General features: G+C 64.6%; 21 protein-coding genes and 3 tRNA genes. 6 read left to right on the top strand and 18 right to left on the bottom strand.

What is annotated here, in order from left to right:
- Positions 1–134: 134 nt before the first annotated feature.
- Together JFC13_RS16230 and JFC13_RS16225 are read right to left on the bottom strand one after the other, a co-directional pair.
- Entirely contained in the window at positions 135–1190 is a 1056-nt protein-coding gene (locus JFC13_RS16230) for a patatin-like phospholipase family protein (RefSeq protein WP_198398089.1), read from the bottom strand.
- A 45-nt stretch (positions 1191–1235) separates the two neighbouring features.
- Positions 1236–2132, bottom strand: coding sequence for an SDR family oxidoreductase (locus JFC13_RS16225; RefSeq protein WP_198398088.1), 897 nt, complete (start codon positions 2130–2132; stop codon positions 1236–1238).
- A 213-nt stretch (positions 2133–2345) separates the two neighbouring features.
- Here JFC13_RS16225 and JFC13_RS19940 point away from each other — a divergent pair, with 213 nt between their 5' ends.
- Positions 2346–3188 carry a CPBP family intramembrane glutamic endopeptidase gene (locus JFC13_RS19940; protein WP_198398087.1) on the top strand — a complete coding sequence of 281 codons (843 nt, stop codon included), beginning with the start codon at positions 2346–2348 and terminating at the stop codon, positions 3186–3188.
- Positions 3189–3255: 67 nt separating this feature from the next.
- Here the strand turns inward: JFC13_RS19940 and JFC13_RS16215 are convergent.
- From JFC13_RS16215 to JFC13_RS16205, 3 genes are all read right to left on the bottom strand, one after another.
- Positions 3256–3331: transfer RNA gene (locus JFC13_RS16215), tRNA-Phe, on the bottom strand.
- Between the two features lie 69 nt (positions 3332–3400).
- Positions 3401–3474, bottom strand: a tRNA-Asp gene (locus JFC13_RS16210).
- 48 nt (positions 3475–3522) lie between these two features.
- Positions 3523–3595, bottom strand: a tRNA-Glu gene (locus JFC13_RS16205).
- Positions 3596–3778: 183 nt separating this feature from the next.
- Between JFC13_RS16205 and JFC13_RS16200 the strand changes: the two genes are divergently transcribed.
- Both JFC13_RS16200 and ybaK read left to right on the top strand, forming a co-directional pair.
- The gene (locus JFC13_RS16200) at positions 3779–4126 is read left to right on the top strand and encodes a metallopeptidase family protein (protein WP_198398086.1); all 348 of its coding nucleotides are present in this window, start codon (positions 3779–3781) and stop codon (positions 4124–4126) included.
- 245 nt (positions 4127–4371) lie between these two features.
- Positions 4372–4872: a Cys-tRNA(Pro) deacylase gene (ybaK, locus tag JFC13_RS16195; RefSeq protein ID WP_143922254.1), complete on the top strand. Its 501-nt coding sequence runs from the start codon at positions 4372–4374 to the stop codon at positions 4870–4872.
- Positions 4873–4887: 15 nt separating this feature from the next.
- Here ybaK and JFC13_RS16190 read toward each other — a convergent pair whose 3' ends face one another.
- A complete protein-coding gene (locus tag JFC13_RS16190; RefSeq protein ID WP_198398085.1) occupies positions 4888–5499 on the bottom strand; it encodes a YigZ family protein in 612 nt (203 codons plus the stop codon).
- Between the two features lie 141 nt (positions 5500–5640).
- Here JFC13_RS16190 and JFC13_RS16185 point away from each other — a divergent pair, with 141 nt between their 5' ends.
- Positions 5641–7002, top strand: a complete 1362-nt coding sequence (locus JFC13_RS16185; RefSeq protein WP_198398084.1) for an aspartate aminotransferase family protein — start codon at positions 5641–5643, stop codon at positions 7000–7002.
- A 77-nt stretch (positions 7003–7079) separates the two neighbouring features.
- Here the strand turns inward: JFC13_RS16185 and JFC13_RS16180 are convergent, their stop codons facing one another.
- Both JFC13_RS16180 and JFC13_RS16175 read right to left on the bottom strand, forming a co-directional pair.
- Complete coding sequence (locus tag JFC13_RS16180) at positions 7080–8711, bottom strand: amidohydrolase (RefSeq protein WP_198398083.1); 1632 nt, start codon at positions 8709–8711, stop codon at positions 7080–7082.
- 232 nt (positions 8712–8943) lie between these two features.
- On the bottom strand, positions 8944–10671 hold the full coding sequence (locus JFC13_RS16175; protein ID WP_198398082.1) for a thiamine pyrophosphate-dependent enzyme: 1728 nt from the start codon (positions 10669–10671) through the stop codon (positions 8944–8946).
- A gap of 140 nt (positions 10672–10811) precedes the next feature.
- Between JFC13_RS16175 and JFC13_RS16170 the strand changes: the two genes are divergently transcribed.
- Together JFC13_RS16170 and JFC13_RS16165 are read left to right on the top strand one after the other, a co-directional pair.
- Entirely contained in the window at positions 10812–13682 is a 2871-nt protein-coding gene (locus JFC13_RS16170; protein WP_198398081.1) for an aminotransferase class I/II-fold pyridoxal phosphate-dependent enzyme, read from the top strand.
- A 6-nt stretch (positions 13683–13688) separates the two neighbouring features.
- On the top strand, positions 13689–14735 hold the full coding sequence (locus tag JFC13_RS16165) for a proline racemase family protein (protein ID WP_198398080.1): 1047 nt from the start codon (positions 13689–13691) through the stop codon (positions 14733–14735).
- Positions 14736–14848: 113 nt separating this feature from the next.
- Here JFC13_RS16165 and JFC13_RS16160 read toward each other — a convergent pair whose 3' ends face one another.
- The 10 genes from JFC13_RS16160 to pcaH form a co-directional block, all read right to left on the bottom strand.
- Positions 14849–15616: an amino acid ABC transporter ATP-binding protein gene (locus JFC13_RS16160; RefSeq protein WP_232488701.1), complete on the bottom strand. Its 768-nt coding sequence runs from the start codon at positions 15614–15616 to the stop codon at positions 14849–14851.
- Positions 15616–16410, bottom strand: a complete 795-nt coding sequence (locus JFC13_RS16155) for an amino acid ABC transporter permease (RefSeq protein ID WP_198398161.1) — start codon at positions 16408–16410, stop codon at positions 15616–15618. Before JFC13_RS16155 ends, JFC13_RS16160 begins: the two co-directional genes overlap by 1 nt.
- Before the next feature lie 207 nt (positions 16411–16617).
- Entirely contained in the window at positions 16618–17421 is an 804-nt protein-coding gene (locus JFC13_RS16150; protein WP_232488700.1) for a basic amino acid ABC transporter substrate-binding protein, read from the bottom strand.
- 201 nt (positions 17422–17622) lie between these two features.
- Positions 17623–18093, bottom strand: a complete 471-nt coding sequence (locus JFC13_RS16145; protein WP_198398079.1) for an FABP family protein — start codon at positions 18091–18093, stop codon at positions 17623–17625.
- Between the two features lie 54 nt (positions 18094–18147).
- Positions 18148–19590 (bottom strand): MFS transporter, encoded by a 1443-nt coding sequence (locus JFC13_RS16140; RefSeq protein WP_232488699.1) that lies wholly within the window; start codon positions 19588–19590, stop codon positions 18148–18150.
- Between the two features lie 205 nt (positions 19591–19795).
- The gene (locus JFC13_RS16135) at positions 19796–20998 is read right to left on the bottom strand and encodes an MFS transporter (RefSeq protein WP_198398078.1); all 1203 of its coding nucleotides are present in this window, start codon (positions 20996–20998) and stop codon (positions 19796–19798) included.
- A gap of 150 nt (positions 20999–21148) precedes the next feature.
- On the bottom strand, positions 21149–22357 hold the full coding sequence (gene pcaDC, locus JFC13_RS20095) for a bifunctional 3-oxoadipate enol-lactonase/4-carboxymuconolactone decarboxylase PcaDC (RefSeq protein ID WP_456298616.1): 1209 nt from the start codon (positions 22355–22357) through the stop codon (positions 21149–21151).
- 111 nt (positions 22358–22468) lie between these two features.
- Entirely contained in the window at positions 22469–23854 is a 1386-nt protein-coding gene (locus tag JFC13_RS16125) for a lyase family protein (RefSeq protein WP_198398076.1), read from the bottom strand.
- A 51-nt stretch (positions 23855–23905) separates the two neighbouring features.
- Positions 23906–24478, bottom strand: a complete 573-nt coding sequence (pcaG, locus tag JFC13_RS16120; RefSeq protein ID WP_198398075.1) for a protocatechuate 3,4-dioxygenase subunit alpha — start codon at positions 24476–24478, stop codon at positions 23906–23908.
- Entirely contained in the window at positions 24471–25271 is an 801-nt protein-coding gene (gene pcaH, locus JFC13_RS16115; protein WP_198398074.1) for a protocatechuate 3,4-dioxygenase subunit beta, read from the bottom strand. The genes pcaG and pcaH overlap by 8 nt, the downstream gene beginning before the upstream one ends.
- Positions 25272–25298: the final 27 nt, after the last annotated feature.

Raw genomic sequence — 25298 nt, 5'->3', positions numbered from 1 at the left:
CGCTCCTTCGGTGGTGGTCGATGCGTTTTTCTGCCGACGCCCACATTGTTGCACGAGCAGAAGCTTGTGCACAGGTGTCCTGGCTCCCACCGGTGTCGTGGACGGCTCTCGACGGTGTCGTGGGCCCGCTGCGATTACCGTCGGTCGTAGCGTTCCTTCCACGTCTGCCAGTCCCAGGTGCTGAGGAAGTCTTCGGCCGCGGTCTCACCCGATCCGATGAGGTCGACCTTGTCCGCCAGCGTCAAGGCGAAGTCGGTGCTGCTCTGGGATGCGGTGTCGACGAAGATCGTCCGGTCGGTGACCGAGGGTTCATCGATATGACGCCGGTCGTGGGCGTTGATCATGGTCGACAGCAGAGAGACGGCGTATTCGTAGGTGTTCGCATTGGGCCGCCATTGGGTTTCGGCCGTGGTTTTGGCTGAGAGCATCACGCCCAGGGTGGGCCAACGAGCGGGCTGACTGTCTTTGCGATCGAAGATGTCGACGGGGAAGTTCGACAGCAGCCCGCCGTCTGCCCCGAGCACTGTGGCACCACCGGCCACCTGCGGATCTGCTCGCAAAGAGCGGGGCCGGAAGAAGAACGGGGTCGCGGCCGAGGCACAGACCGCCTCGGCGACGGACTGGGAATCCGGGTCGACGCCGAGCGCAGATCGGTAGTCCCAGGGCAGTCGCAGCATGCGACCGCGGGAGACATCAGAGACGATGACGACGAGGCGGTACTGCCTCTCCGGCGGCAGCGCGCTGTGGGGGTCGTGCAGACGCAGGTCTCCCCAGGTGCGGATCCCCTGATCAGCGAGGATCTCGGCCAGAAAGTCGTGGAGGGCGGTGCCGAGATACATGCCCTTGTGGAACAGAAGCCCCTGGACCTTCCCGAGCCACGGCACGAGCCGGAAGGCCGGACTGAGGTCCTCGAAGTCGGTGAAGTCCTTGCCGAGAACCGTCTCGATGAGACTCTCCGGCGGAATGCCCGCAGCGGTCAGGGCTCCGACAACCGCACCGGCCGAGGTTCCCGCAATGCGGTGGAAGGAGTAGTCGGCCGAGCTCAGTGCATTGACCGCGCCGATGAGTCCGGGAAGCTTGGCTCCTCCGCCTTCGAGGACCAGATCGGTGACGGCCATGGCGTCCTCCTTCTGCGCAGCTTCGGTGTCTGAGCCCCCGCGGGGTCGATGCTCCTCCTCATCATTGTCCATCGAGTAGGCGTATAGCCAAAGATGAGGAGGAGCTCGTGTCCCTCGTCAGCGTCGCGCAGGGGCCGGGGCGGCGGATGGATCGGCGGAATTCAGCTCCTGTGCCGGCGAGGCGGTATTCGACTCCGCCGCCGCGGGCCGACGGCCGGTGAAATGATCCATGGTCTTGTTGACGCCGAGGAAGTCCAGCACCCGGTCGAAGGCCTGCGTCGGCAGCATCCGCATACTTGGCAGCAGACGGACCAGGGAGGGCATGACCAGCTGTTCGCGCCCGGATTCGATGGAGTCGATGACCTTGGTGGCGACGTTGTTCTCCTCGAGGATGGGCAGCAGGCGAGGGAACTTCGTGGTCACGCCCTCGAACATGCCGGTGTTGATGTAGAAAGGGCACACGACGAGAGTGTTGACGTTGCTGCCGTCGGTGCGCAGCTCATTGCGCAGGGACTCGGTGAAGCCCAAGGCGGCGAATTTGCTTGCCGAATAATCAGTCTGCTTGGCCACTCCGGTGAGGCCCGCGGCGCTGGAGATGGTGACCACGCTGCCGCGGTCACGTTCGAGCATTCCGGGCAGGAAGGCACGTGTCGTCCAATACAAAGCGAGGGTGTTGACGTCGTAGACCCGTCGGATGGCGTCCTCATCGGCGTCCAGCAGCTTCTTGCCGGTGACGATTCCGGCGCAGTTGATGAGGACATCGATCGGGCCGGTTTCCTCTGCGGTGGCTGTGACCTGGCTGGAGTCGCCCACATTGACGGCAAATGAGCGGGCCTGCGTTCCTGCCGCCACGAGTTCATCGCGTACGCGCTGTCCACTCTCGGCCGAGAGGTCCCAGATCAGAATCTCTGCGGCTCCACGTGCTGCTGCGTCGAGGGCCATCAGGCGTCCGATTCCGCTGCCTGCACCGGTGATCAGCACTCGTGCACCATTCATTCGGGTACCACGTGTCATATTTTTGCTCCTTTGCATCTTGAGTTTCAGCGCATGGTTCGGTTGGGAACTCTGTTACCGCCATCACAATACATGCCATGGTTACCGTTACGTAACCGGTTGGTCCCATCTGTTTTCACTCTCAGGGGTGATGCTTGCCCGGATAGATGCCCCCTATCGTCGCCGATGGCCGAGGCAAACGCTCACGGCCTTCTTGCGAATGGAGTCAGTGTCGTGCGTCTCATCAAACAGCTCATCGCCGTCGTGGCAGTCACCGTCCTCGGAAGCGTCGCCACAAGTATCGTCGGGGGAAACGGGGTGGCGGCTCTCGTGGCCGGACTCATCACTGCGACCCTCACGCTCGTCGTCTACCGTGCTGTAGTACGGCGCACGGAGAATCGCACTGTCACCGAGGTGTCGCGGACAGGCGCCGCACGGTCGCTCGGCCTCGGAGCGCTCATCGGCATCAGCCTGTTCTCTCTCGTGATCGCGACAATTGGCCTCCTCGGCGGATACACCGTCGACGGGCTCGGGTCCCCGGGGGCATTGCTGGGAATGCTCGGGTTCATGGCAGCAGTCGCCGTCACAGAGGAAGTGATCTTTCGGGGTGTCCTGTTCCGCGTCATCGAAGAGCGGACAGGCTCATGGATCGCCATGGCGGCCACCGGTATGGTGTTCGGCCTCATGCATCTGCTCAACCCCAACGCCTCCCTCTCCGGTGCGATCGCCATCGCGGTCGAGGCCGGCTTCATGCTCACCGCCGCCTACATGGCGACGAGGAGACTCTGGGTTCCTATCGGTCTGCACTTCGGCTGGAACATAGCCGCCGGAGGAATCTTCAGCACCGAGGTCTCCGGGGCCAATACGCCGCAGGGGCTGCTGGATGCGACGATGTCCGGACCGGTGCTCATCACCGGCGGAGACTTCGGACCTGAAGGCAGTGTGTTCTCCATCGTTGTCTGCATGCTTGCGGGTGCCGTCTTCATCTGGATGGCTCATTGTCGAGGCAGAATTCTTCCGCCTGGTGGTGGGCGACAGACATCGGAGGCCTCCCAGCTAGTGCTCCGCGAGAGCTGAATCTGGCAGGACTGAATCTGGCACAGAAAAGCCCCCGGACTTCCGCAGAAATCCGGGGGCTTCCGTCTGGTGGCTCCGACCGGCGTCGATCCGGTGACCTTTCGATTTTCAGTCGAACGCTCTACCAACTGAGCTACAGAGCCATGCCGCAAACATACGTCAAGTATGTTGAGAGAAACAAAGGCCCTTCCGAAGAAGAGCCTTGTGCTCCGCGACCCTGACCGGACTCGAACCGGCGACCTCCGCCGTGACAGGGCGGCGCGCTAACCAACTGCGCTACAGGGCCTAACTATGTTGCATCTGATCCGATGTCGGACTTCACAATCCTACACCGTACCCCCAACGGGATTCGAACCCGTGTCGCCGCCGTGAAAGGGCGGTGTCCTAGGCCTCTAGACGATGGGGGCCCAGGTTGACCTCGGATTCCCCGGGGCAACGACGTTAAGCTTATCCCAACCATTTCGAAGAGTGCAAACCGGCAACCCGTGTCCTCGGTCACACTGTCTCGGGGGCTTTGAAGAGAGTGGTTCGGGGCCCGCGGGAGAACGGCCCACAGTCCCTTCGGAGATCATCCCGGTAGGCTGGTCGACATGGAAGACCTCAGTGAAGAAGAGTTCGAAACGATCCTTGACGAGGCACTCGACCAACTTCCTGCGGGCGTGACCGATGAGCTCGACAACGTCGCTCTTTTCGTCGAGGACCGGCCTGAGGATGGCAACACACATCTGCTGGGCCTCTACGACGGAACGCCGGTGGGGGAGCGCGGCATCTCCGGACTCGAGCTGCCGGACAATATCTTCCTCTACCGCGACAATCTCATTGCCTTCGCCGAGGACCGTGACCACCTGCGCAACGAGATCGTCATCACCATCGTTCACGAGATCGCACACTTCTACGGAATCGATGACGAACGGCTCCACGAGATCGGCTGGGGCTGAGGCCTACAACCTCCGCAGTTGCCCGTGAACACCGGCGTCACTCCAGGTCGTAGGTGGTTTCTGACTCTTCATCAACCGTCATTGATTGGCGCTTGAGCCGGGACTTCGCTTATTGTGGGCGGGTACCCATCAGCATTCGATACAACATTCCGTCCGTATCGACGCGGGAACACAGGGGCGAATGCCCTGGGCAGAAATGCTCCGCGTGTCCTCGCAGATTTACGGGCAGGAGGCACGACCCCTTTATGACAGTGGCATCCAAACCGACAAGCGCGGCTACCCCGGCCGTCCGTGTACTCAACCTGGCAGGCATCGATTACACCCTGCACAGCTTCGATCACGATCCGAGTACACGCCGTTACGGAACCGAAGCAGCCGACAAGCTCGGCGTAGGCTCCGACCAGGTATTCAAGACCCTCATGATCCAGGTCGACGGCGCACCCGTCACCGCCCTGGTTCCCGTGTCCGGGCAGCTCGACCTCAAGGGCCTCGCCTCCGCACGCGGAGCGAAGAAGGCCCAACTGGCAGGCGTGGCCGAGACCGAACGTCGCACCGGCTACCCGGTCGGCGGGGTCTCCCCGTTCGGGCAGCGCCATGCTGTGCCGGTCGTCATCGACCGCACCGCACTCGAGCACTCCTCGGTCTTCGTCTCCGCAGGTCGTCGCGGCCTCGAGATCGAAATCCGTCCCGAGGACCTCGTCATGCTGACCAATGCACAGGTCGGAAAGATCGCAGCCCTGGACTGATCAGTTCAGCACTGATCACGCCCATTCGACATCACCGACGGCGGGCTCTGCCTGCCCGGCGGTGACGTCTGCGTACATTGCAAAGGCCGCGTCCACCTCGGCGACGGGGACCATCATGTCGATGACCACGGTGGCTCCGTAGTGCGACCGCGTCGCCCATCCTCTGTTCCCGGCCGCCCGATCCAGGGCGTTGGCCTGGGCATAGTCGACTTCGGCGCGCACAGGCACCAGCTCATGCTTCGTCACCACGCGTGCCGTCTCCAATGCCGCCGAGGTGGCCTGGCCGTAGGCGCGGACGAGTCCTCCCGCACCCAGCAGAGTTCCCCCGAAGTACCTGGTCACGACCGCGACGACGAACGTCAGCTGGTGACCGGAGACGACGTCGAGGATCGGCGCCCCGGCCGTGCCCGCCGGCTCACCGTCATCGCTGAAGCGCTGTGTGCGCGAATCCGGATCGAGGACGAACGCGGTGCAATGATGGCGCGCCTTCGGATGGGCGCTGCGGCGCTCGGCGATGACCTCCCTGGCCTCTGCCTCATCGGCGACCGGTGCGAGGAAGCCGATGAAGCGCGACTTCTTGATCTCGATCTCGGTCTCGGCGGGGGCGACGATCGTGCGGTAGGGCATGCGAATCACTCTACCCGGGGCCATCGATGCGGAGCCCGGGGGCACGGACATAGACCCGGCACCTCGTCGACGGACCGTTTCACCGGAATCTGATCTACGATGAGCGGACGAACCTGAACAATGGTGAAAGGGTGATGCGTTGTGCAGCAGCTCAGCGAGGCAGACATCTCAGCGATCAAGGACGAATCCGCCAGGGCCTACGAGCTCGATCGCGCGCACGTCTTCCACTCCTGGTCGGCGCAGGAGCTGCTTGACCCGATGACCGTCTCCCGTGCGCAGGGATCGACCATCATCGACGGCCAGGGGCAGTCGTTCCTCGACTTCTCCTCCCAGCTGGTCAACACTAACATCGGGCACCAGCATCCGAAGGTCGTCCAGGCCATCAAGGATCAGGCGGACCTGCTGTGCACGATCAGTCCCGCCCACGTCAACGCAGCTCGTTCGGAGGCCGCCCGCCTCATCACCGACCGCACCCCTGCCGGACTCGACCATGTGTTCTTCACCAACGGCGGTGCGGACGCGAACGAGCACGCGATCCGCATGGCCCGGCTGCACACGGGCAGGCATAAGATCCTCTCCCGCTATCGCTCGTATCACGGCGGCACCGAGACCGCCGTCAACGTCACCGGCGACCCGCGTCGCTGGTCGAATGACCGCGGTGACTCCGGAGTCGTCCACTTCTTCGGGCCCTTCCTCTACCGGTCCGAGTTCTCTGCCGCCACAGAGGCGGAGGAGACCGAGCGGGCGCTGCGCCACCTCGAGCGCACCATCGAACTCGAGGGTCCGTCGACGATCGCCGCAATCATCCTCGAGACCATTCCGGGCACAGCAGGCATCATGCTCCCGGGCAGCGACTACATGCGCGGCGTCCGTGCGCTGTGCGACAAGCACGACATCATCTACATCGCCGACGAGGTGATGGCCGGTTTCGGCCGCACCGGCAGATGGTTCGCCTTCGAGCACTTCGACGTGGTGCCCGACATCATCACCTTCGCCAAGGGCGTGAACTCCGGCTACGTGCCCTTGGGCGGTGTGATCATGAACGATGCGATCTACAGTTCGTTCGCACGCAAGCCCTATCCCGGCGGGCTCACCTACTCCGGCCACCCTCTGGCCTGCGCAGCAGCGGTGGCCACGATGACGGCCATGGACGAAGAAGGCATGATGGAGCACGCCGAACGCATCGGCGAGGAGATCATCGGGCCACGGCTGCGCCAGATAGCGGAGAACTCGAAGCATGTCGGCGAGGTCCGCGGAGTCGGCGCCTTCTGGGCGATCGAACTCGTCTGGGACAAGGAGTCCCGCGAACCGCTGGCGCCCTACGGTGGGGGCTCGCCCGAAGTCGCCTCGGTGGTTGCGGCCCTCAAAGAACACGGCGTCGTCCCCTTCAACAACTACCACCGTCTTCACGTCGTCCCGCCGATCAACATCAGCGAAGAGGACCTCGAGACCGGCCTGGGCGTCTTCGAGAAGGTCCTCACCGACCTCGACTTCTCCCGCTGACCCCACCAACCGCTACCCGACGGCGGCCCTGCTACCTCGCGCGAGGTAGCAGGGCCGCCGTCGGGTGTTTGGGGGAGTCAGCGGGCGTCGTGGGTGAAATCGCCGCCGAGGACGGTGGCGCGGACCGTGATCTGCGAGATCTGCTCGGGTTCCACCTCGGCGGGGTGGGCATCGAGGGCCACGAAGTCCGCGAGCTTCCCGCGTGACAGGGTTCCCTTGTCTGCACCATGCCCGGAGGCCTCGGCCGCGACAGAGGTGTAGGCGGCGATCGCCTCATCGGCGCTCAGGCATTCCTCGGCCGAGCCCATGATGTCGCCGTCGCGGGTCTTTCTGGTCACAAAGGCTTCGATCCCGCGCAGCGGATTGCCGTCGGCGCAGGGGCGATCCGAGCTGCCGGCCAGCAGCACACCGGCGTTGAGGAAGGACTTCGCGCGGTAGATCAGTGAGCGGCGTGCGGGGCCCAGTGAGGCGTTCATTCCGTCGCCGATTCCTTCGGCGAACGCGGACTGCGGGGTCACGACGATGCCGTTGTCGGCCAGGGTGGACAGGTGCTCATCATGAACGAGGCCAGCGTGCTCGATCCGGTTGGGGACCGCTCGGCGACCATACTTGGCCTGGGCGTCGACGATGTTGGCTACCGCAGCATCCACGGCTGCATCGCCGATCGCATGGACTGCGACGGACCATCCTGAGGCGTAGGTGTCCAGGATCTGCTTGCGCAGCACCTCGGCGTCGTCCTGCAGATAGCCGGGATGGTCCTTGCCCTCGTAGTTCTCCCGCAGAGCTGCGGTCTCCCCGCTCAGCGCCCCGTCCATGAAGAACTTGACGGGTCCCAGCGAGACGAGGTCATCGCCGAGGCCGGTGCGCACTCCCGCATCGAGGCCGATGCCGAAGCCGTCGGCGGAGTTCGCTGCGATCTCGTGGAGACCATCGGCCTGCGGCAACAGCTGGGCCCGGGCGCGCAGTTTGCCCTCTTCGCGAGCACGCAAGTAGGCGCTGACCTCGATGGGGGAGTGGCCGATCCACCCGTAGGCGACGCCGCAGTCACCGAAGGAGGTGATGCCCTCCTTTGCATAGTACGCCGTCGAAAGGTCGATGGCTTCGACGATCGTGTCGAGTGAGTAGGGGCGGATGAGGTCCTGGACAAGTCCCTGCGCGGTCTCTTCGACCAGACCTGTGGGGTGGCCCGCCGCATCGGTGACGACCTTGCCTCCGACGGGGTCGCTGAAGCCGGGGTCGAGGACTCCTGCTCGCTTCATCGCCTCGGTGTTGACGATCGCGGCATGCCCCGAAGTCTGGCGCATGAACAGAGGCCGGTCGCCGGTGATCTCATCGAGGCGGGAGAGCTCCGGGTACTGCCCGTCGTAGTCGCGGTGGGCGTAACCGGTGGCGTTGATCCACTCGCCGGCCGGTGTCGTCGCGGCCGCTTTCTCGAGCGCGGCGTAGACATCGGGCAGGCCACCGGGCAGCGCTGTGACGTCGATGGATGCCAAGGTGAGTCCGAACCAAGCTGTGTGGCAGTGGACGTCGTTGAAGCCCGGCAGTACGGTGGCCCCGCCCAGCGATTCGACCCGATCTGCGGTGACGCCGTCGAGTTCCTCGTCGAAGCCGATGATGCGGCCGGCGAAGACGCCGATCTTCTTCGCCCGCGGACGTGCCGGGTCGAGCGTGTGGGCATCAAGATCGGTGAAGATCGCGTCGATGTTCATGTCAGTCACCTTTGCAGCGTCAGAATCAGTTACAGCGTAGGAATCAGTTACAGCGAGAGAGCGTGTGATTTCGCGGAGACCGGGGCCGCCGCGGTGTCGGTGAGCTCGGAACGTGGTCCGAGCGCCCAACAGTTGGTAACTCCTGGTCGATCCGAAGCGAATTTTCGACCAGAAGTCACCAACCGTTGGGTCCGTGGCTGTGCAGCCGGTGGGAGGGAGCTCATCGGCCCAATCACACCCGGGCACCGCGGATCGCGGGATCCGTGAGGCAGCGGACGAGGGCCGGCCCCTCATGAGCCAGGGCCTTCTCGAAGGCGTCCCGGAAGTCCGCGGTGCGTTCGACCGTCAGCCCCAGGCCGCCGAAGGCCGTGGCCAGGGCCGCGAAGTCGGGGCTTCGCAAAGCAGTTCCCGTTGCGCGGCCCGGGTACTCGCGGTCCTGGTGGCCGCGGATCGTGCCGTAGACGGAGTTGTCGTTGACGACGACGGTCAGGTTCACCCCGTACTGTGCGGCGGTGGCGAGCTCCTGGCCGTTCATGAGGAAGTCCCCGTCTCCGGCGATGCAGAACACGGGCCGCTCGGGATGGACGAGACCGGCGGCAACGGCGGCCGGGAGGCCGAAGCCCATCGACCCGTTGCGCGGGCCCAGCGCCGAGGGGAACCCATGGGTGGGCAGGAACCTGGTGGCCCAGCCCGAGAAGTTCCCGGCCCCGTAGGTGATGATCGCGTTGTCCGGCAGCAGCTCCTTGACATGGGCGAAGGCCTCATCCATGTCGACGAAGCCGTCACCGGCATCAGCAGAGTCAGAGTTCGCCGAGGTGGTGACCGGCATCCGCCATTCGTCGAGTTCTGCGCGGGCCTCGCGGATCCAGTCCGGCAGCGGCACCGGCTCATCGTTGCCGCTCAGGTGCTCATCGCCGACGGCGGGTTCATCAATGGAGCCGTCCGAGGAGACCGAATAGGCGCGCGAACCGTCCTCGGTGAATAGGGCCTGGGCGAAGCGGTTGACCGAGGTGACGATGTGCTGGTCGAGGCTGCCGTAGTGTCCGTGGGCATCTGGGTCGGGGCCGATGACGACGGTCTTGGCCTCGGTGCCGATCGTGAAGGAATCGGTGGCCACATCGGTGCGGACACAGCCGAGGAAGATGTGCAGGTCAGCCTCGGCGAAGGTTCTCTTGGCCACCGCGGAGGCGCCGAAGCCGAGCATGCCGAGGAAGTTGGGGCAGTCGTGGTCGATGCCGTCATAGGCACGGAAGGTGCCGATCACGCCGAGGCCGCGATCGCGCGACCACTGCGCGATCCTGCGCGACGTCGCTGGGGACCAATCCTCGCCGCCGATGATGAGCACAGGAGAATCGGCCTGGAGGATGCGGGCCCGCAGCTCTGTGACATCGCCGGCATACGGCGCGGCGGAGCCGTGTGTGCGCGGTGCCAGAACTCGACCGGCGCTGGCCTCGACGAGCACCTCCTCGGGCAGGCCCACGACGACGGGACCCGGCCGCCCGGTCACGGCGGTGTGCATGGCATCGGCGACCACCTCGGCGGCCTTGTCCGGGTCATCGAGGGTCAGGACCTTCTTGGTCGTCGTCGAGAACCAGCCGTCCAGATCGAATTCCTGGAAGGATTCGCGACCTCGCTGGGCGGTGGGGATGAGGCCGACGAAGACGACGAGCGGCGTCGCGTCCTGGTAGGCGGTGTGCACGGAGACCATGACATTCGAGGCTCCGGGGCCGCGGGTGACCATGGCGATTCCGGGGATGCCGGTCATGCGGCCCTCGGCTACGGCCATGTAGCCGGCTCCGCCCTCTTGGCGGCCGACGATGGGGGTGATGGTCGAATCGTGGAGGCCATCGAGCACGTCGAGATAGGACTCGCCGGGGACCAGGTAGGCACGCTGGACGCCGTGGGCTTCGAGCTCGTTGACGAGGAGATGGCCGGCGGAAAGTGGCGCGGAGTTGTCCATGGCTTCATGCTTATCATTCTTTTGTCTCATGTGGGTGGGCTGTTGAACATTCGGTCATGCAACGCCGTATGATCTTGGCACAACGGATTCCGCAGGGGATCGCTCGACATCGAGATACTTCATCGCCAGGAGGCTCAAGTATGACCGGCATCGACTCCGACGACCATTCGGCACAGGCATCTTTCATGCCTGGACCGGCAGCGGCCGGAGGGACGCCCCGGAAGCGGCTGGACTCTGACTCGGCCGGCGGTTCCTCGGAGACGGGATTTCGGTCTCGGCCGAAGAAGTCGCAGCTCGAACGCGATCCGGGAATGCCTGCGAGCACCTGGCGTCTGCGCTCGGACGCCTGGGAGTACCTGAAGTTCGCGATCAAGCGTCTGGCCATCAGCGGCGGGGACTTCTCGATGATCGCCGCCGACGGTGAGGTCTGGCGTTCGCTGCGGTCGCTGAAGACGATCGAACTGTACTGGGGCGGCTTCGGGCAGCGCTATGTCGAGGACATCGCCGAGCTGCTCTCCAACGGTGAGTTCGACAAGGCCCACGACATGATCACACGTGCCGTCAACCGCCTGCGCGGAACCACAGTCCCCGACGTCGCCGAGGATGACCTCACCGAGGATGAGCGCGCCGAGCACAAGGACCGTCAGGATTCACGCCCCCGCTTCGAAGTGCTCATCGTCGATGAGACTACGGAGGGCGGCCGTGATGAGCTGCACACCGACCTGCTCAAGCTGCGCAACGCCTCCGACCAGTTCATCTACGACTACGTCATCGTCCCCACCGCCGACGATGCGGTCGCGGCGGCGCTGACGAACCCGAACCTGCTCGCCTGCGTCATCCGCCCCGGCTTCACCGACCGGACCCGGCAGGTGCTCAGCCGCGATCTGCGCAGTGCCATCGAACTTGCCCACCAGGGCACGACCGACTCGCCGACGATGCCGATGAGTCCGCTCAATTCGGTCCGTCGAGTGCTGCGTCTGGCAGACACTCTGGCCGGTCTGCGCCCGGAGCTCGACCTCTACCTCATGGCCGGTGCCCACATCGAGAGCCTGGCCGGAGCCCTGACCCATCGTTTCCGTCGTGTCTTCCGCCGTGAGGACCAGTTCGAGCTCCACCTGTCTCTCCTGCGCCGCGTCCAGCACCTCTATGACACCCCGTTCTTCACCGCGATCCGGGAGCACGCGCGCCGCCCGGCCGGTGTCTTCCACGCTCTGCCGGTCTCCCGTGGCGGCTCGGTCGTGGGATCGAAGTGGATCAGTGACTTCGTCGACTTCTACGGTCTCAATCTGCTGCTGGCAGAGACCAGTGCCACCTCGGGTGAGCTGGACTCCCTGCTGGCGCCGGTCGGCACGATCAAGAAGGCGCAGTCCCTGGCGGCCAGGGCCTTCGGCGCGAAGCGGACCTACTTCGTGACGAACGGAACCTCGACGGCGAACAAGATCGTCCACCAGGCGGTCGTCTCACCCGACGAGGTCGTCATGGTCGACCGCAACTGCCATAAGTCGCACCACCATGCGCTCATGCTCACGGGTGCCAGGACCGCCTACCTCGAGGCCTACCCTCTCAATGATGTCGCCTTCTACGGCGCGGTGCCGCTGAACCGGATCAAACAGCTCCTGCTCGACTACCGGGCCGCCGGCCGTCTCGACGAGGTCCGGATGATCACCTTGACCAACTGCACCTTCGACGGGATCGTCTACGACCCGGAGAAGGTCATGGCCGAATGCCTGGCGATCAAGCCCGACCTCGTCTTCCTCTGGGACGAGGCGTGGTTCGCCTTCGCCCGGTTCCACCCTGTCACCCGCAAACGCACCGCCATGGTCGCGGCCGAGCGGCTCGAAGCGATCCTCGACACCGATGCCCATGCCAGGGCGTACCGCGAGCAGCGTGAGCGTCTCTTCGATGCAGAGACCGGTGAGCCCGCCCCCGACGAGGTGTGGCTGAACGAGTCGCTGCTGCCGCCGCCGGATGCGGTTCTGCGCGTATATGCGACCCAGTCGACGCACAAGACGCTGACCTCGCTGCGGCAGGGTTCGATGATCCACGTCTACGACCAGGAGTTCTCCCACGGAGCGGAGGACTCGTTCCACGAGGCGTACATGACGCACACCTCGACCTCGCCGAACTACCAGATCCTCGCGTCCTTGGACTTGGGGCGCCGGCAGGTAGAGATGGAGGGCTTCGCCCTCGTGCAGAAGCAGCTGGATCTGGCGATGAGCCTGGCGTCCGCCGTCTCACGTCATCCGCTGCTGAAGAAGACCTTCCGTGTGCTCACCGCGGCCGACCTCATCCCCGAGGAGTACCGGCAGACCGAGCGCACGATGCCTCTGCGCGATGGGCTGGCGACGTTCTGGCATGCGTGGACGACCGACGAGTTCGTCGTCGATCCCAGCCGTATCACCATCGAGATCAGCGGCACCGGAGTCGACGGGGACACCTTCAAACACGACTTCCTCATGGACCGCTACGGAATCCAGGTCAACAAGACGAGCCGCAACACGGTGCTGTTCATGACGAACATCGGCACGTCACGGTCGGCCGTGGCCTACCTCATCGAGGTCCTCGTCAAGATGGCCGAGAAGTTCAACGACCCGCACGAACTCCAAGCCGAGTACTCCCTCGACGAGCCGGCCGAGATCATGCCGCCGCTTCCGGACTTCAGCGCCTTCGCGCCGGAATACGCCGCCGAGGTGCCGGCTGAGGATCCGTCGAAGCAGCTGCCCGACGGTGACCTGCGCACCGCCTACTACGCCGGGCTGCGCCGGTGGAACATCGAACACGTCCTCCCGGAGGAGTTGGGCCGTCGGGTCGAGTCCGGGGATCAGCCGGTCTCTGCCGGGTTCGTCACGCCCTACCCGCCGGGATTCCCCGTGCTCGTGCCCGGTCAGATCATCACCGCCGAGGTGCTCGACTTCATGTCCGCCCTCGACACCAGAGAGATCCACGGCTACGACGCCCGGCTGGGTTACCGTGTCATCCTTCCGAAGGATCAGCTCGAGTCGAAGAAGTAGGCGAACATGCGCACGAATCGACTCATCCAAACCGTTGAGGCTCATACCGAGGGCCTGCCGGTGCGGGTCGTCACCGGGGGAGTCGGGGCCTTTCCCGGTGCCACGATGGCCGAGCGCCGTGACCGGTTCATCGCCGATTCCGATGACCTGCGCACCTTCCTCATGTGCGAACCCCGTGGCAACGGCTGGCTCTCCGGGGCGATCCTGCAGCCGCCGACACGTTCCGATGCCGATTGGGGCGTGCTGTTCATCGAGGTCACCGGTGTGCTCCCGATGTGCGGTGCCGGCACCATCGCCGTGGCCACCGTGCTCGTTGAGACGGGCATGGTGACCGTGGAGGAACCGGTGACGCGCATCCGTTTGGACGCGCCCATCGGGCTCATCATCGCCGAGGTGGCCGTCCGTGATGGTCGAGCCGAATCGGTGACCATCGTCAACGTCCCGTCCTATGCACATGCGCTTGACCAGATCGTCGACGTGCCGGGTCGCGGTGAACTGGCATGCGACATCGGCTTCGGCGGCAACTTCTATGCGTTCGTCAATGCTGCTGAGGTCGCTATCGGGGACGGCGCTGCTGACGGGCAGGGAGTCGGAATCCCCTTCGAGCGTGACCGCGCAGAGGATTTCATCGCCGCCGGGCGGGACGTCATGGCCGCGGTCAACGAGCAGATGGAGCCGGTGCATCCGGAGTCGGGGTACCGCGGCTGCGAACATGTGGTGTTCCTGGCACCGGGAAGCGACAGCGGGCAGAGTTCCCTCGGCGTGCGCCATGTGCTCATCAATGCGCCCGGCTGGCTGGACCGCTCACCGGGTGGAACCGGAACGAGCGCTCTCATGGCCGTTCGTCATGCCCGTGGCGAGCTGGAGTTGAACACGGATTTCACCAACGAGTCGTTCATCGGCACCTCGTTCACCGGCCGCCTGGTCGACGAGACGAACGTCGCCGAGCATGCGGGTGTCATCCCCACGATCACAGGCAGCGCTTGGATCACCGGCAGCGCGCAGTACACACTCGACCCGAGCGACCCGTTCCCCGCCGGTTTCACACTCTGAGCAAGCTGCCCAGACAACCTCTTTCATCGAGCGGTCACCTTAGCGTTGACGGGCGAGGTTGTGCCGTAGCCTCTCAACGCTCAGGTGACCGCCCGGCGAAGCTGGGCTGCCTCCTACCCCAGCTGTCCGGGATTGAGGACGCGGGCGAGGAAGTCCTTCGTCCGCTGCTCCTGCGGGTTGCCGATGACCTCCCTGGCGGGTCCGGACTCGACGACGTACCCGCCGTCCATGAACAGGACACGGTCGGCGACCTGCCGGGCGAACTCCATCTCGTGGGTGACGACGACCATTGTCATTCCCGCCTCGGCGAGGTTGCGCATGACCTGGAGGACATCGCCCACGGTCTCGGGATCGAGCGCCGAGGTGGGCTCGTCGAAGAGCATGACATCGGGATCCATGCTCAGCGCTCGGGCAATTGCCACTCGCTGCTGCTGACCGCCGGACAGGGACGCGGGCTTGGCATCGATCTTCTCAGACAGCCCCACCTTCGCCAGGTTCGCCTCGGCGACTTTGTCGGCCTCTGCCTTCGAGCGCCCCAGCACCTTGATCTGAGCGACAGTGAGATTCTCACGAACGGTTAAGTGGCCGAAGAGATTGAACGACTGGAAGACCATACCGATTCGAGTCCGGGCGGCATCGATGTCGAGGTCGAGGTCGGTCATGTCCATGCCGTCGACGACAATGGATCCACCGGTGGGTGTCTCGAGTGTGTTGATGCAGCGCAGCATCGTCGACTTGCCCGAGCCCGAGGGCCCGACGACGCAGACGACCTCACCCTTATCGACCTCGAGGTTGATGTCGGTGAGCACCTGGTTCGAGCCGAAGCTCTTCTTGAGGTTCTTGATCGATATGATCGGTGTCTTGTCGGCTGTGCTGATCATTACTTCACTCCTGGCTCGGCAGAACCGTATTTGCGTTCGAGGACCCGTGAGAGATAGGACAGCGGGATCGTGATGATGAGGTAGCAGACCGCGATGACGATGAACGGGGTGAGGTTCGCGGAATTCACGATCTCGGCCCGGCCCAGTGCGGCGAGTTCGCGCCCGTCGACCGATGACCCGAGGATGTAGGCCAGCGAAGAGTCCTTCGTCAGCAAGATGAGCTCATTGGTCAGCGGCGGCAGGATGATGCGCATCGCCTGGGGCAGCACGATGGTGAACATTGCCCGCGATGAGGACATGCCCAGCGATCGAGCCGCCTCCACCTGCCCCTGAGGTACAGCCTGGATGCCGGCTCGGATCGTCTCGGCCATATAGGCCGAGGACACGAGAGCCAACGCGATCATGATGATGACCAGTTGCGGAAGATTGAATCCTTGGAATGCAACAGGGAGACCGAAACCCATGACGAGGAAGACGACGAGGGCAGGGAGTCCACGGAAGAACTCGATGTAGGCGAATGAGATCCACCTGTAGATTCCGACCGAAGACAGGCGCATGAGTGCGAGCACGATCGCGACGATCAGTCCGAGCACGAAGCCGAGGGCTGTGAAGATCACGGTGTTCTTCAGGGCCTTGGTGATGACTTCGGGGAACATGCTGACTGCGATGTCCACGCGACCGAAGGTGTCGATGAGAGTGGGCCAGTCGGCCACGGCGATGATGGCGATGACGATGACGAGCAGAATCCCGTATTGGATGCCGCGGGAGATCTTGGCCTTCTTGCGCTTGCTCATCTTGGCTTTGGGGACGGGGTGGCCCGGGCCGGTCGGGCCGCGGCTCCCCGTCGTAGGTGAAGTCGACATGGGTGAGGTCCTTCAACGGTGTCGGCGGAATCGTGTTCGCCTGTGTGCAGATGGGACAGGTGAATGCGAATTGACGCACTCAGGTCAACGGGCGGCCGGCCGGAGCCCGAAGGCTGCGGCCGACCGCCCGATCACCGATCATTCCTTGGGTGGCGCCTGGTTGAACCACTTTTTGTAGATCTTGTCGTACTCGCCGTTGTCCTTGAGTTCCTTGATGGTCTCGTCGACGGCCTTCTTCATCTCGGCATTGTCCTGCTTCATGCCGATGCCGTAGTGCTCGCCGGTGTCGATGTCGAAGCCGACAGCGAAGCCGTCGTTGTTCGCGGCATAGTCGTAGAGAACGCCGTTGTCGTTGATGACCGCGTCGGCCTGGCCGTTCTTCAGCGCTTCGAGGGAGAGGGGGAGATCCTCGTAGGTGATGACCTCGGCGTCTTTGAAGTTCTCTGTCGCATAGTCGAGCCCGGTTGTCCCCGCCTGTGCACCGACCTTGAAGTCCTTGAGCGCGTCGGCATCCTTCGCGGTCTTGTCATCCTTCGTCAGGACGGCCTGGTTCGCAGCGAAGTACGGTTCTGAGAAGCCGATAGCTTCCTCACGTTCAGGCGTGATGGTCATCGCTGCGGCCGCAACGTCGCACTGGTCCTGGTTGAATGCGGCACCTGTGGTGATGGTTTCGAAGGGCGTATTGACGATCTCCTGCTCCACGCCGAGCTTCTTGGCCACGGCATCGACGATGTCGACGTCGAATCCGACCACCTCGCCGTCCTTCTCGAACTGGAAGGGCTGGTAGGACAGGTGGGTGCAGGTCGTCAGTTTGCCCTCTTTGACCAGTGGGACTCCACCTTCGCCGGTCGCTGCCGGCTCTGATTCGCCTCCGCCGCCGCACGCGGACAGAGCGAGCATGGCGCCGACGGCCACCGTGGCCAGAGTCAAGCGTCGTTTCATAGTTCCTCCAGGAGAGTCAGTGACATCGATGTCATAGAAAGGTGTCGCTCGCGCGGGAAAAGTCTGAGCAACGTCTGAAGGGAATCGTACCGTGTCCTGAGTCACACACATGACGAACGGGGCCTCGCCGAGGCGGTCGTTGCCAAATCGTAGTGTTGAAGTTCAGTTTCAGCCCGGGACAGCCGTGACTCGGAATCTGTGTCAGTCCTCGGCTCTGACCAGGTCCGAATGGAGATGGTGAGTCATGGCCGCACCAACGGCGGCCATGGAGAAGTCGACCGACAGCTGATTCTTCACCAGACGGTAGGTTCGAGCGGTTGCTTGAACGGGCTTCGCCGAGGCGGTCACGAGGACCTGCGGTGACTGCAGTTCGAGAATGAGCCCGTGCTCAGCCGCAATCAGGGTGCCTTCGGCCAGTTCGGCGTGTCCTGTCGGTTGGGCCAGCACGAGTTCGACGGTGGAGGGAGTGGGGCTGCGCAGGAACCCCGTTTCCATGTGCATGGGCTGCCCGTCGGGTGACCAGGTGCGCTGCTGGTAGACCAGGAAGGGTTTGCCGACGTCGCGGAAGGTCAGTTCTTCGCTGTAGCTGAAGGGGGCGATCGTGGGGTAGTGGCCCGATCCGGTGCCCTGCCAGGTGCCGACCAAGGGTTGCAGCTGCGGTGAAAGTGCCATGGTCGTCCTCCCCTGATGCTGGTTGTCCTCGTCTCGATCCTAGGGCATTGGGCCTCAGCTCAGCTGAGCCTCCATGTCGAGCTCGGAGGTGTCCTTGGCCAGGAACAGGGAGATGAGCGTGAGGATCGCCGCGCCGATGATGTAGAGGCCGCAGTAGAAGATCGTTCCACCTTCGGCCTGCCACAGGGCCACCATGACGAACGGCGCGGGACCTGCACCGATGACGCTGGACATGTTGTAGGAGATCGCCGAGCCCGTGTAGCGCACATTGGCCGGGAACAGCTCCGGCAGGTACGCGGCCATCGGACCGAATGTCAGTCCCATGAGGATGAAGCCGACGATCAGGGCGATGATGACACCTGGGGTTCCTGAATTGAACAGTCCATTGACGACGAGGCCATAGGCGGCGATGAGAACCGTGACTCCCATGAGCATCTTGCGTCGTCCCAGCTTTTCGGCCAGCGGTCCGGAGACCACGGTGAAGATGCCGAAGAACACGACGCCGATGATGAGGTAGGTGAGGAACTCACTCTTCGTGTACCCCAGCCCAGCGACGAACCCGGCGGGATCGAAGCTCGTGCCGGCAGCCTCGGCGGCGGTCTTCGCCTGACCGGTGGTAGCTGGTGAGGTGCCGTAGGTGAGGGTGAACGCGGTCATGAAGTAGAAGATCACGTAGGTTGCGAACATGATGAAGGTGCCGAGGATCAGCGGCTTCCAGCTCGTCTTGAAGACGGCAGCGAGCGGGGCCTTGGAGATCTGCTGCTTCTGGGCGACCAGCTGGAAGGCGGGAGTCTCCATGAGGGACATGCGAACGTAGAGGCCGACGGCGACGAGGAGTGCTGAGAGCAGGAAAGGGATGCGCCAGCCCCAGGCGAGGAACGCCTCGGGGGAGGTCCATTTGTTGAGTCCGACGAAGAGCAGGTTGGCGATGATGAAGCCGACAGGGGCGCCCAGCTGCGGGAAGGTTCCCCAGATGGCACGTTTGCCTTTCGGAGCGTTCTCGGTGGCCAGCAGTGCCGCACCCGACCATTCGCCGCCGAGTCCGACTCCCTGGCAGAAGCGCAGGAGGACGAGGAGCAGCGGGGCCAGGACGATCCAGCCCGGAGTGCTCGCGGTCGGGAGGAGGCCGATGAGGAAGGTGCCGATGCCCATGATGAGCAGGGACGCGATGAGTGTCTTCTTGCGGCCGATGCGGTCGCCGAAGTGGCCGAAGATGATGGACCCCAGTGGTCGGGCGACGAAGGCGACGCCGAAGATCGCGAAGGAGCTCAGAAGCTGGGTCGTCGACGTCTGGTTGGGGAAGAAGAGGGCCGGGAACACCAGCGACGAGGCGGTCGCATAGGCATAGAAGTCGAAGAATTCGATCGTGGTGCCGACCATCGAGGCGGTGAGAACCTTGCCTCGGGTGTTGTTCTTCCGAGTCGCTGCGATGACATCGGATTCGGACTCCGGTCCCGGCTGAGCGCTGGGGTTTCCCGGCTGTGTATCGGTGGACATGTTCTTTTGTGCTCCGCTGTTGTCGAGAGACGAAGGCACGGGCGGGATGGTGCTCGTGTCAGATGAAAGTCGCCGGACACGGGCGTGAAAGGCGACTGCTAGACACTACTCCTGTCTCACACAATGCGACCAGAAGGTATCAGAAGTTGAGACTACTTGTACGTCCGAGTGATCTGCGCGACTCAGACGTGAAGCCCCACCAGCCTCAGAGCTCGACGGTCGAGCGGTTCGTCGAGCCGCCTCGGCGCATGGCGATGGCGATGATGAGGACGACGAGTCCGAGCAGGCACAGGCCCACGCCCACCCAGGCCGGGGCGCGGTAACCCAAGCCGGCGGTGATGACGATGCCGCCGAGCCAGGCGCCGAGGGCGTTGGCGAGGTTGAACGCGGCGTGGTTCATGGCCGCTGACAGGCTCGGGGCGTCGTGGGAGTCACGCAGCAGACGCATCTGCAGGGCGGTCGTGATCATCGAGCCGGCGATGCCGATGAGGAAGAGCGCGATGATTGCGACCGCAGCGATGTGGGTGAAGGCGCCGAAGGCGGCGAGCACGATCGCGGAGAGGATCATGCCGCCGATGCCAGAGCGTTCGATGGACTTGTCGACGAGGGGCCCGGCGATGAGGGAGCCGGCTGTCATGCCGAGTCCGTAGACCGCGAGCACCCAGGGGATCGCGACCTCGGGGACGCCGGCGACGTCGGTCATGGTCGGGGTGATGTAGGTGTAGACGGCGAACATGCCGCCGAAGCCCACCGAACCCGCGACGAGGGTGAGGACGATCTGGCTGCGCCCCAGGGCCTTCATCTCGCCGCGAGCCGAGGGGATACCGGCCAGCTTCACCTTCGGTACGCCGACGGCAACCATGATGACGGTGAGGATGCCGAGTGCGGCTACGAGGGCATAGGCGCTGCGCCAGCCGAACATGTTGCCCAGTGCCGTGGCGATGGGGACGCCGACGATGTTGGCGATCGTCAGGCCCAGCATGACCCGTGCCATTGCTCGGCCGCGACGGTGAGGGGCCACGAGCGAGGACGCGACGATCGCGCCGACACCCAGGTAGGCGCCGTGGGGGAGCCCGCTGAAGAAGCGCGCGATGTTGAACAGGGTCGCGTCGGGGGCGAGCATCGAGGCGAAATTGCCGAGGGCGAAGAGTCCCATGAGGCCCAGCAACAGGTTCTTGCGGTCCATGTGCGCAGCGATCGTGGTGATCAGGGGTGCCCCGACGACGACGCCGATGGCGTAGAACGACACGGCGTGACCGGCCTGGGGGACGGTGATGTCGAGTTCGCGGGCGATGTGGGGCAGCAGGCCCATCGTGGCGAACTCGGTCACACCAATGGCGAACGCGCCGATCGCGAGGGCGAAGACGGCGAACTTGTAGACCCGGCGTGGGTACGGCGCGTCGCTCATGGAGTTCCTTCGGGCGAAGTGAATGATTGGGACCGCGGTGACGCCCGAGGTCGGAGACTCAATCGGGCGATTCACTGCAACCGAACCAGCCTATTGCCGATCGACAGCCATCGATAGCCCCGCGGACGCAATGTGACGATTCGAACAGTGTCAGCCTTCTTCGTCCATCTCCGCCAGTGCCTGCGAGGCCACGGAGAACGCGGTGTTGGCGCTGGGCACGGAGCAGTAGATAGCGGATTGGAGGAGGACTTCCTTGATCTCGTCGCGGCTGAGCCCATTGCGCACGGCGGCCTTGACGTGCATCGCGAGTTCGGCCTCATGCCCACCGGCGATCATCGCGGTCAGTGTGATCGCTGATCGCATGCGCTTCTCGAGGCCCGGGCGGGCCCAGATCTCGCCCCAGGCGTAGCGGGTGATGAGGTCCTGGAAGTCGGCGGTGAAGTCATCGACCTTCGCATTCGCGCGGTCGACGTGAGCGTCGGAGAGGACCTGGCGGCGCACGGTCATACCGGCCTCTCGCACCTCGTCCCGGCTGGCATCACGTGGACCAGAGGCGGTGGGCAGATCCGCCGAGGCGGCGTCCGAACTCTGTGCGCTCGCAGTGTTCCCGCCCCTGCTGTTTCCATCCAGGAAGTCATGGAGCAGACCCGCGACGACCGCCGGTGCTTCGGCGGGCACGAGGTGGGCGGCTCCCTCGATGACCTCGAGGAGGGCACCGGAGATGCCATTGGCGATCTCGGCGAGTTTGGTCGGTGGGGTCGGCTGATCCTCGGACCCGGCGACGGCGAGAACCGGCAGGGCGATCTCCGAGAGGCGCGAGCGGACGTCGAAGGAGGCCAGTGCGTGGCAGAGCGCGGCATAGGAGAAGCGGTCCGCGTCCTGCAGCGAGTGCAGCAGGGCAGCCGAAGCATCGGGCTCGCGATCCATGAAGCCCTCACCGAACCAACGCTGGGCCGAACCGATGACCTGTGTGGGTGTGCCCGAGGTGGCGACGACCTCCGCGCGTTCCTCCCAACCGCTGGCCTCACCGATCTTGGCTCCGGTGCAGAACACGGCGGCACGGTCGAAGCGGTCACCGTGGTCGAGGGCCAGCTGCAGGGCGATCGCGCCGCCGATCGAGTCACCGGCCAGGCTGATGCGGGCAGCAGCAGAACCGGCCACGTCGGGAAGGACTCGGTCGATGGTGGTCAGGACCGCCTCGGCGAGGTCGCTCATCGTCAGTCTGGGCACCTCGGAGGTCCCCGCGGGGACGTCGACCGGCGTCGAACGGCCGTGGCCGGGCAGGTCGATGCCGATGACCGTCGTCTCAGGATCCACGCCGCCGAGGTGGGTGGCAGCTGACTGCCACAGCGCGCTCACCGAGGTGCCCAATGAGGGCAGGACGACGAGGACGCGCGGATTCGCAGTGGCAGTGGCGGCGGAAGGGACGGTCGGTGCGGCAAGGACAGTTGCGGTGAGTTCCACGTCAGGTCACTTTCTTGAGGCGAAGGGGAGGAGGCCCGGCGATACGGGCTCGGGTCCGTTGATGGTGGCAATGATGGTCTGTCGGATATCTTCGGCGTCGCCGAGGTAGTTCTCCGGAGTGAAGAAGCTCTCCAGATCGTCCTCGGCCTGGCCCAGGGCTGCTTTGAGCGCGGCCACAGGGTCACCACCAGGGGCGATGATGTCCTGAACCTGAGTCTTCGTCAGCCGGTCGCCGAAGGCGATGTTGAGGCGTTCGGCATAGATGCCTGGGCTGGCGGCGTCCACGTTCTTCCGCATTGCATCAGGCTTGACGCTCAGTCCTTCGACCATCGTCTGGAGCATGATGAGGGAGGACACGGCCAGGCCCATGAGCTCGGACAGGGCAGGCCATTCGGCGTGCCAGGCTCCGTCGGAGCGCTCCTCGATCGCCTCGGCCGCGGTCGAGGTCAGTGTGGCCATGAGCCCGGGGGCGCGCATGCCGTTGCGGTGAAGGAGGACCGCCGAGGTGGGATTGACCTTCTGCGGCATCGCCGAGGACTCGCCGGTCGCGGCCAGGCTCAGTTCGCCGACCTCGGGGCGGGTGCCGATGAGCACGTCTCGGGCGATTGAGGCCCCGACCGTCACACATTGGGTGAGGTGAGAGGCCCAGTTGAGGACCCGGACGCGGTCGGTGTGCCAGGGCGCGGGAATGCTGGTGAGCGCGGCGTCGGGTCCGCGCAGCTGCACATGGAATTCGCGCAGCAGCGCCTCGGTCTGGGTTCCCGCGAACTCGCGGATCGCGGCTCGGGTGCCCGCGGCTCCTCCGACCTGCACGTAGTCGATGCGCGGGGTCAGGCTCTGGACCTCGTGGACTTCGGCGGCCCAGGAGGCGATCTTGAGCCCGAAGGTCGTCGGCAGTGCCGGTTGGGTCAGGGTGCGAGCCAAGCACACGGTCGAGGCATGATCCTCGGAGAGCCCGACGAGCACATCGGCGATGACGTCGAGGCGTGCATGAGTCTGGCGGGCAACTCGGGCCATGAGCAGTCCTAGCGCCGAATCCATGACGTCCTGGCTGGTCAGGCCCTTGTGCAAGGCGCGGGACGCATCCGGACCGAGTCGTGAGCGCACGGCCTTGAGGAACGGAATGACCGGGTTGCCACCGGATTCGGCGCCAGCGGCCAGCATCTCGAGTTCGGCGGAGTCGGAGAGCAGCGACCGGGTGGTGGCTTCGATGCCCGCCACCGCCTCGGCGCGGGCATCGGAGGAGATCAACCCGGCATGCGCCTGAGCGTTGATCCACGCCGACTCCACATCGCCGAGTGCAGACACGAGGGCGACATCGTCGATGGCCTCGGCGCCTCGCAGGTCGCCCGGGGCGAACAGGAGGCGCGTATGGGCAACGGTGTCAGTCATTGTGTGTCCTCTCCAGTGGCGGCAGCGGTGACTCGGTGTTTGTGAGTCCTGTCAGTCTTCGTGACTGGGGAACCGCAGGAACGGGGTCTCGTTCTCACCCTGCAACCGTATGTCGAAACGCAGCGATCCGTCAGCCCCGCGAGTCGCGATGAGGCGATCCCGCTCGGTCGCATCGAGGGAGGACAGCAGCGGGTCGGCCGCCAGAGCCTCGGTGTCCTCAGGGAGATAGATCCTGGTGAACAGCCTGTTCAACAGTCCGCGGGCGAAGATGACGACGCTGATGAACGGTGCCTTGCCTGCCTCAGTCGCCCCTGGGTTGAGGGTGGAGAAGACGTAGCGGCCTTCCGGGTCGACCTCGTTGCGGCCGAAACCGGTGAAGGTGAATCCGTCACGGCGCAGCGATCCCGAATTGCGGGAGACGTTGCCGTCCTCATCGGGCTGCCAGATCTCGAGGATCGCATCGGGAACGGGAGCGCCGGCCCCGTCGTAGACATAGCCGTGGAGCTGGACTGCTCCGGCTTTGGCCGGGGGAACGAGTTCATTGTCGCCGGGCCACGGCATGGCGTAGCCGTAGAACGGGCCGACTGTCTGGCCGGGTGTTGCAGTGAGCTTCTGGTCAGTCATCGTCCTCTTCTTCCATCCAGGTGCGGTTGCCTCCGGTGAGCACGATGTCCCAGTTGTAGCCCATGAGGAATTCGTGCTCGGTGATGGTGTGATCGTAGGTGGCGACGAGGCGGTCGCGGGCCTTCTTGTCGGTGATCGACTGGTAGATCGGGTCGAGTGCGAACAGCGGATCGCTGGGGAAGTACATCTGAGTGATCATGCGCTGGGTGAACTCGGAGCCGAAGAGTGAGAAGTGGATGTGGGCCGGCCGCCACGCATTGTGGTGGTTCTTCCACGGGTACGGTCCTGGCTTGATCGTCGTGAACGAGTAGGAGCCGTCGTCACCGGTCAGGGTGCGGCCGACGCCGGTGAAGTTCGGGTCGATCGGGGCTGGGTGCTGGTCGCGCTTGTGGATGTAGCGTCCGGCGGAGTTGGCCTGCCAGATCTCAACGAGCTGGTTTCGGACGGGGCGGCCGTTGCCGTCGAGGACGCGGCCGGTGACCTTGATGCGTTCGCCGATCGGTTCCCCGCCGGCCTGGATGGTGAGGTCCGATTCGAGATTCGCCAGGTCGCGGTGGCCGAATGCGGGAGAGAAGAGCTCGATGGTCTCCGGATCCGTGTGCCGAGGGTCCTTTGTCGGGTGTCGGAGAATCGAGGACCGGTACGGCGGGTAGTCCAGGCGCGGCTGTGTCTCGGCCGGTGTGCCGGCGGCGACTGCGTTCTTATGCTCGGTCTCGATGGCTTCGATCTCGGCAGACAGCGTCTGCTGTGACTCGGCCGCGTCGTCCGGGCCGGAGGGTTTCTGTGCTCCCATGTCGAACCTTTCTTCTCGGTGTGGAGG

Origin of the sequence: Brevibacterium antiquum (assembly GCF_016107655.1) — a bacterium.
In the GTDB taxonomy this organism is placed as follows: Bacteria; Actinomycetota; Actinomycetes; order Actinomycetales; family Brevibacteriaceae; genus Brevibacterium; species Brevibacterium antiquum.
The sequence above is the reverse complement of the archived record's forward strand: the minus strand, read 5'-3'. Positions and strand labels throughout refer to the sequence as shown.

Bases quoted from the DNA above. Each gene is read 5' to 3' on its own strand.
- JFC13_RS16230 (WP_198398089.1), bottom strand. From the start codon at position 1,190: ATGGACAATGATGAGGAGGAGCATCGACCCCGCGGGGGCTCAGACACC.
- JFC13_RS16225 (WP_198398088.1), bottom strand. From the start codon at position 2,132: ATGACACGTGGTACCCGAATGAATGGTGCACGAGTGCTGATCACCGGT.
- JFC13_RS16200 (WP_198398086.1), top strand. From the start codon at position 3,779: ATGGAAGACCTCAGTGAAGAAGAGTTCGAAACGATCCTTGACGAGGCA.
- ybaK (WP_143922254.1), top strand. From the start codon at position 4,372: ATGACAGTGGCATCCAAACCGACAAGCGCGGCTACCCCGGCCGTCCGT.
- JFC13_RS16190 (WP_198398085.1), bottom strand. From the start codon at position 5,499: ATGCCCTACCGCACGATCGTCGCCCCCGCCGAGACCGAGATCGAGATC.
- JFC13_RS16180 (WP_198398083.1), bottom strand. From the start codon at position 8,711: ATGAACATCGACGCGATCTTCACCGATCTTGATGCCCACACGCTCGAC.
- JFC13_RS16175 (WP_198398082.1), bottom strand. From the start codon at position 10,671: ATGGACAACTCCGCGCCACTTTCCGCCGGCCATCTCCTCGTCAACGAG.
- JFC13_RS16170 (WP_198398081.1), top strand. From the start codon at position 10,812: ATGACCGGCATCGACTCCGACGACCATTCGGCACAGGCATCTTTCATG.
- JFC13_RS16165 (WP_198398080.1), top strand. From the start codon at position 13,689: ATGCGCACGAATCGACTCATCCAAACCGTTGAGGCTCATACCGAGGGC.
- JFC13_RS16160 (WP_232488701.1), bottom strand. From the start codon at position 15,616: ATGATCAGCACAGCCGACAAGACACCGATCATATCGATCAAGAACCTC.
- JFC13_RS16155 (WP_198398161.1), bottom strand. From the start codon at position 16,410: ATGAGCAAGCGCAAGAAGGCCAAGATCTCCCGCGGCATCCAATACGGG.
- JFC13_RS16150 (WP_232488700.1), bottom strand. From the start codon at position 17,421: ATGAAACGACGCTTGACTCTGGCCACGGTGGCCGTCGGCGCCATGCTC.
- JFC13_RS16145 (WP_198398079.1), bottom strand. From the start codon at position 18,093: ATGGCACTTTCACCGCAGCTGCAACCCTTGGTCGGCACCTGGCAGGGC.
- JFC13_RS16140 (WP_232488699.1), bottom strand. From the start codon at position 19,590: ATGTCCACCGATACACAGCCGGGAAACCCCAGCGCTCAGCCGGGACCG.
- JFC13_RS16135 (WP_198398078.1), bottom strand. From the start codon at position 20,998: ATGAGCGACGCGCCGTACCCACGCCGGGTCTACAAGTTCGCCGTCTTC.
- JFC13_RS16125 (WP_198398076.1), bottom strand. From the start codon at position 23,854: ATGACTGACACCGTTGCCCATACGCGCCTCCTGTTCGCCCCGGGCGAC.
- pcaG (WP_198398075.1), bottom strand. From the start codon at position 24,478: ATGACTGACCAGAAGCTCACTGCAACACCCGGCCAGACAGTCGGCCCG.
- pcaH (WP_198398074.1), bottom strand. From the start codon at position 25,271: ATGGGAGCACAGAAACCCTCCGGCCCGGACGACGCGGCCGAGTCACAG.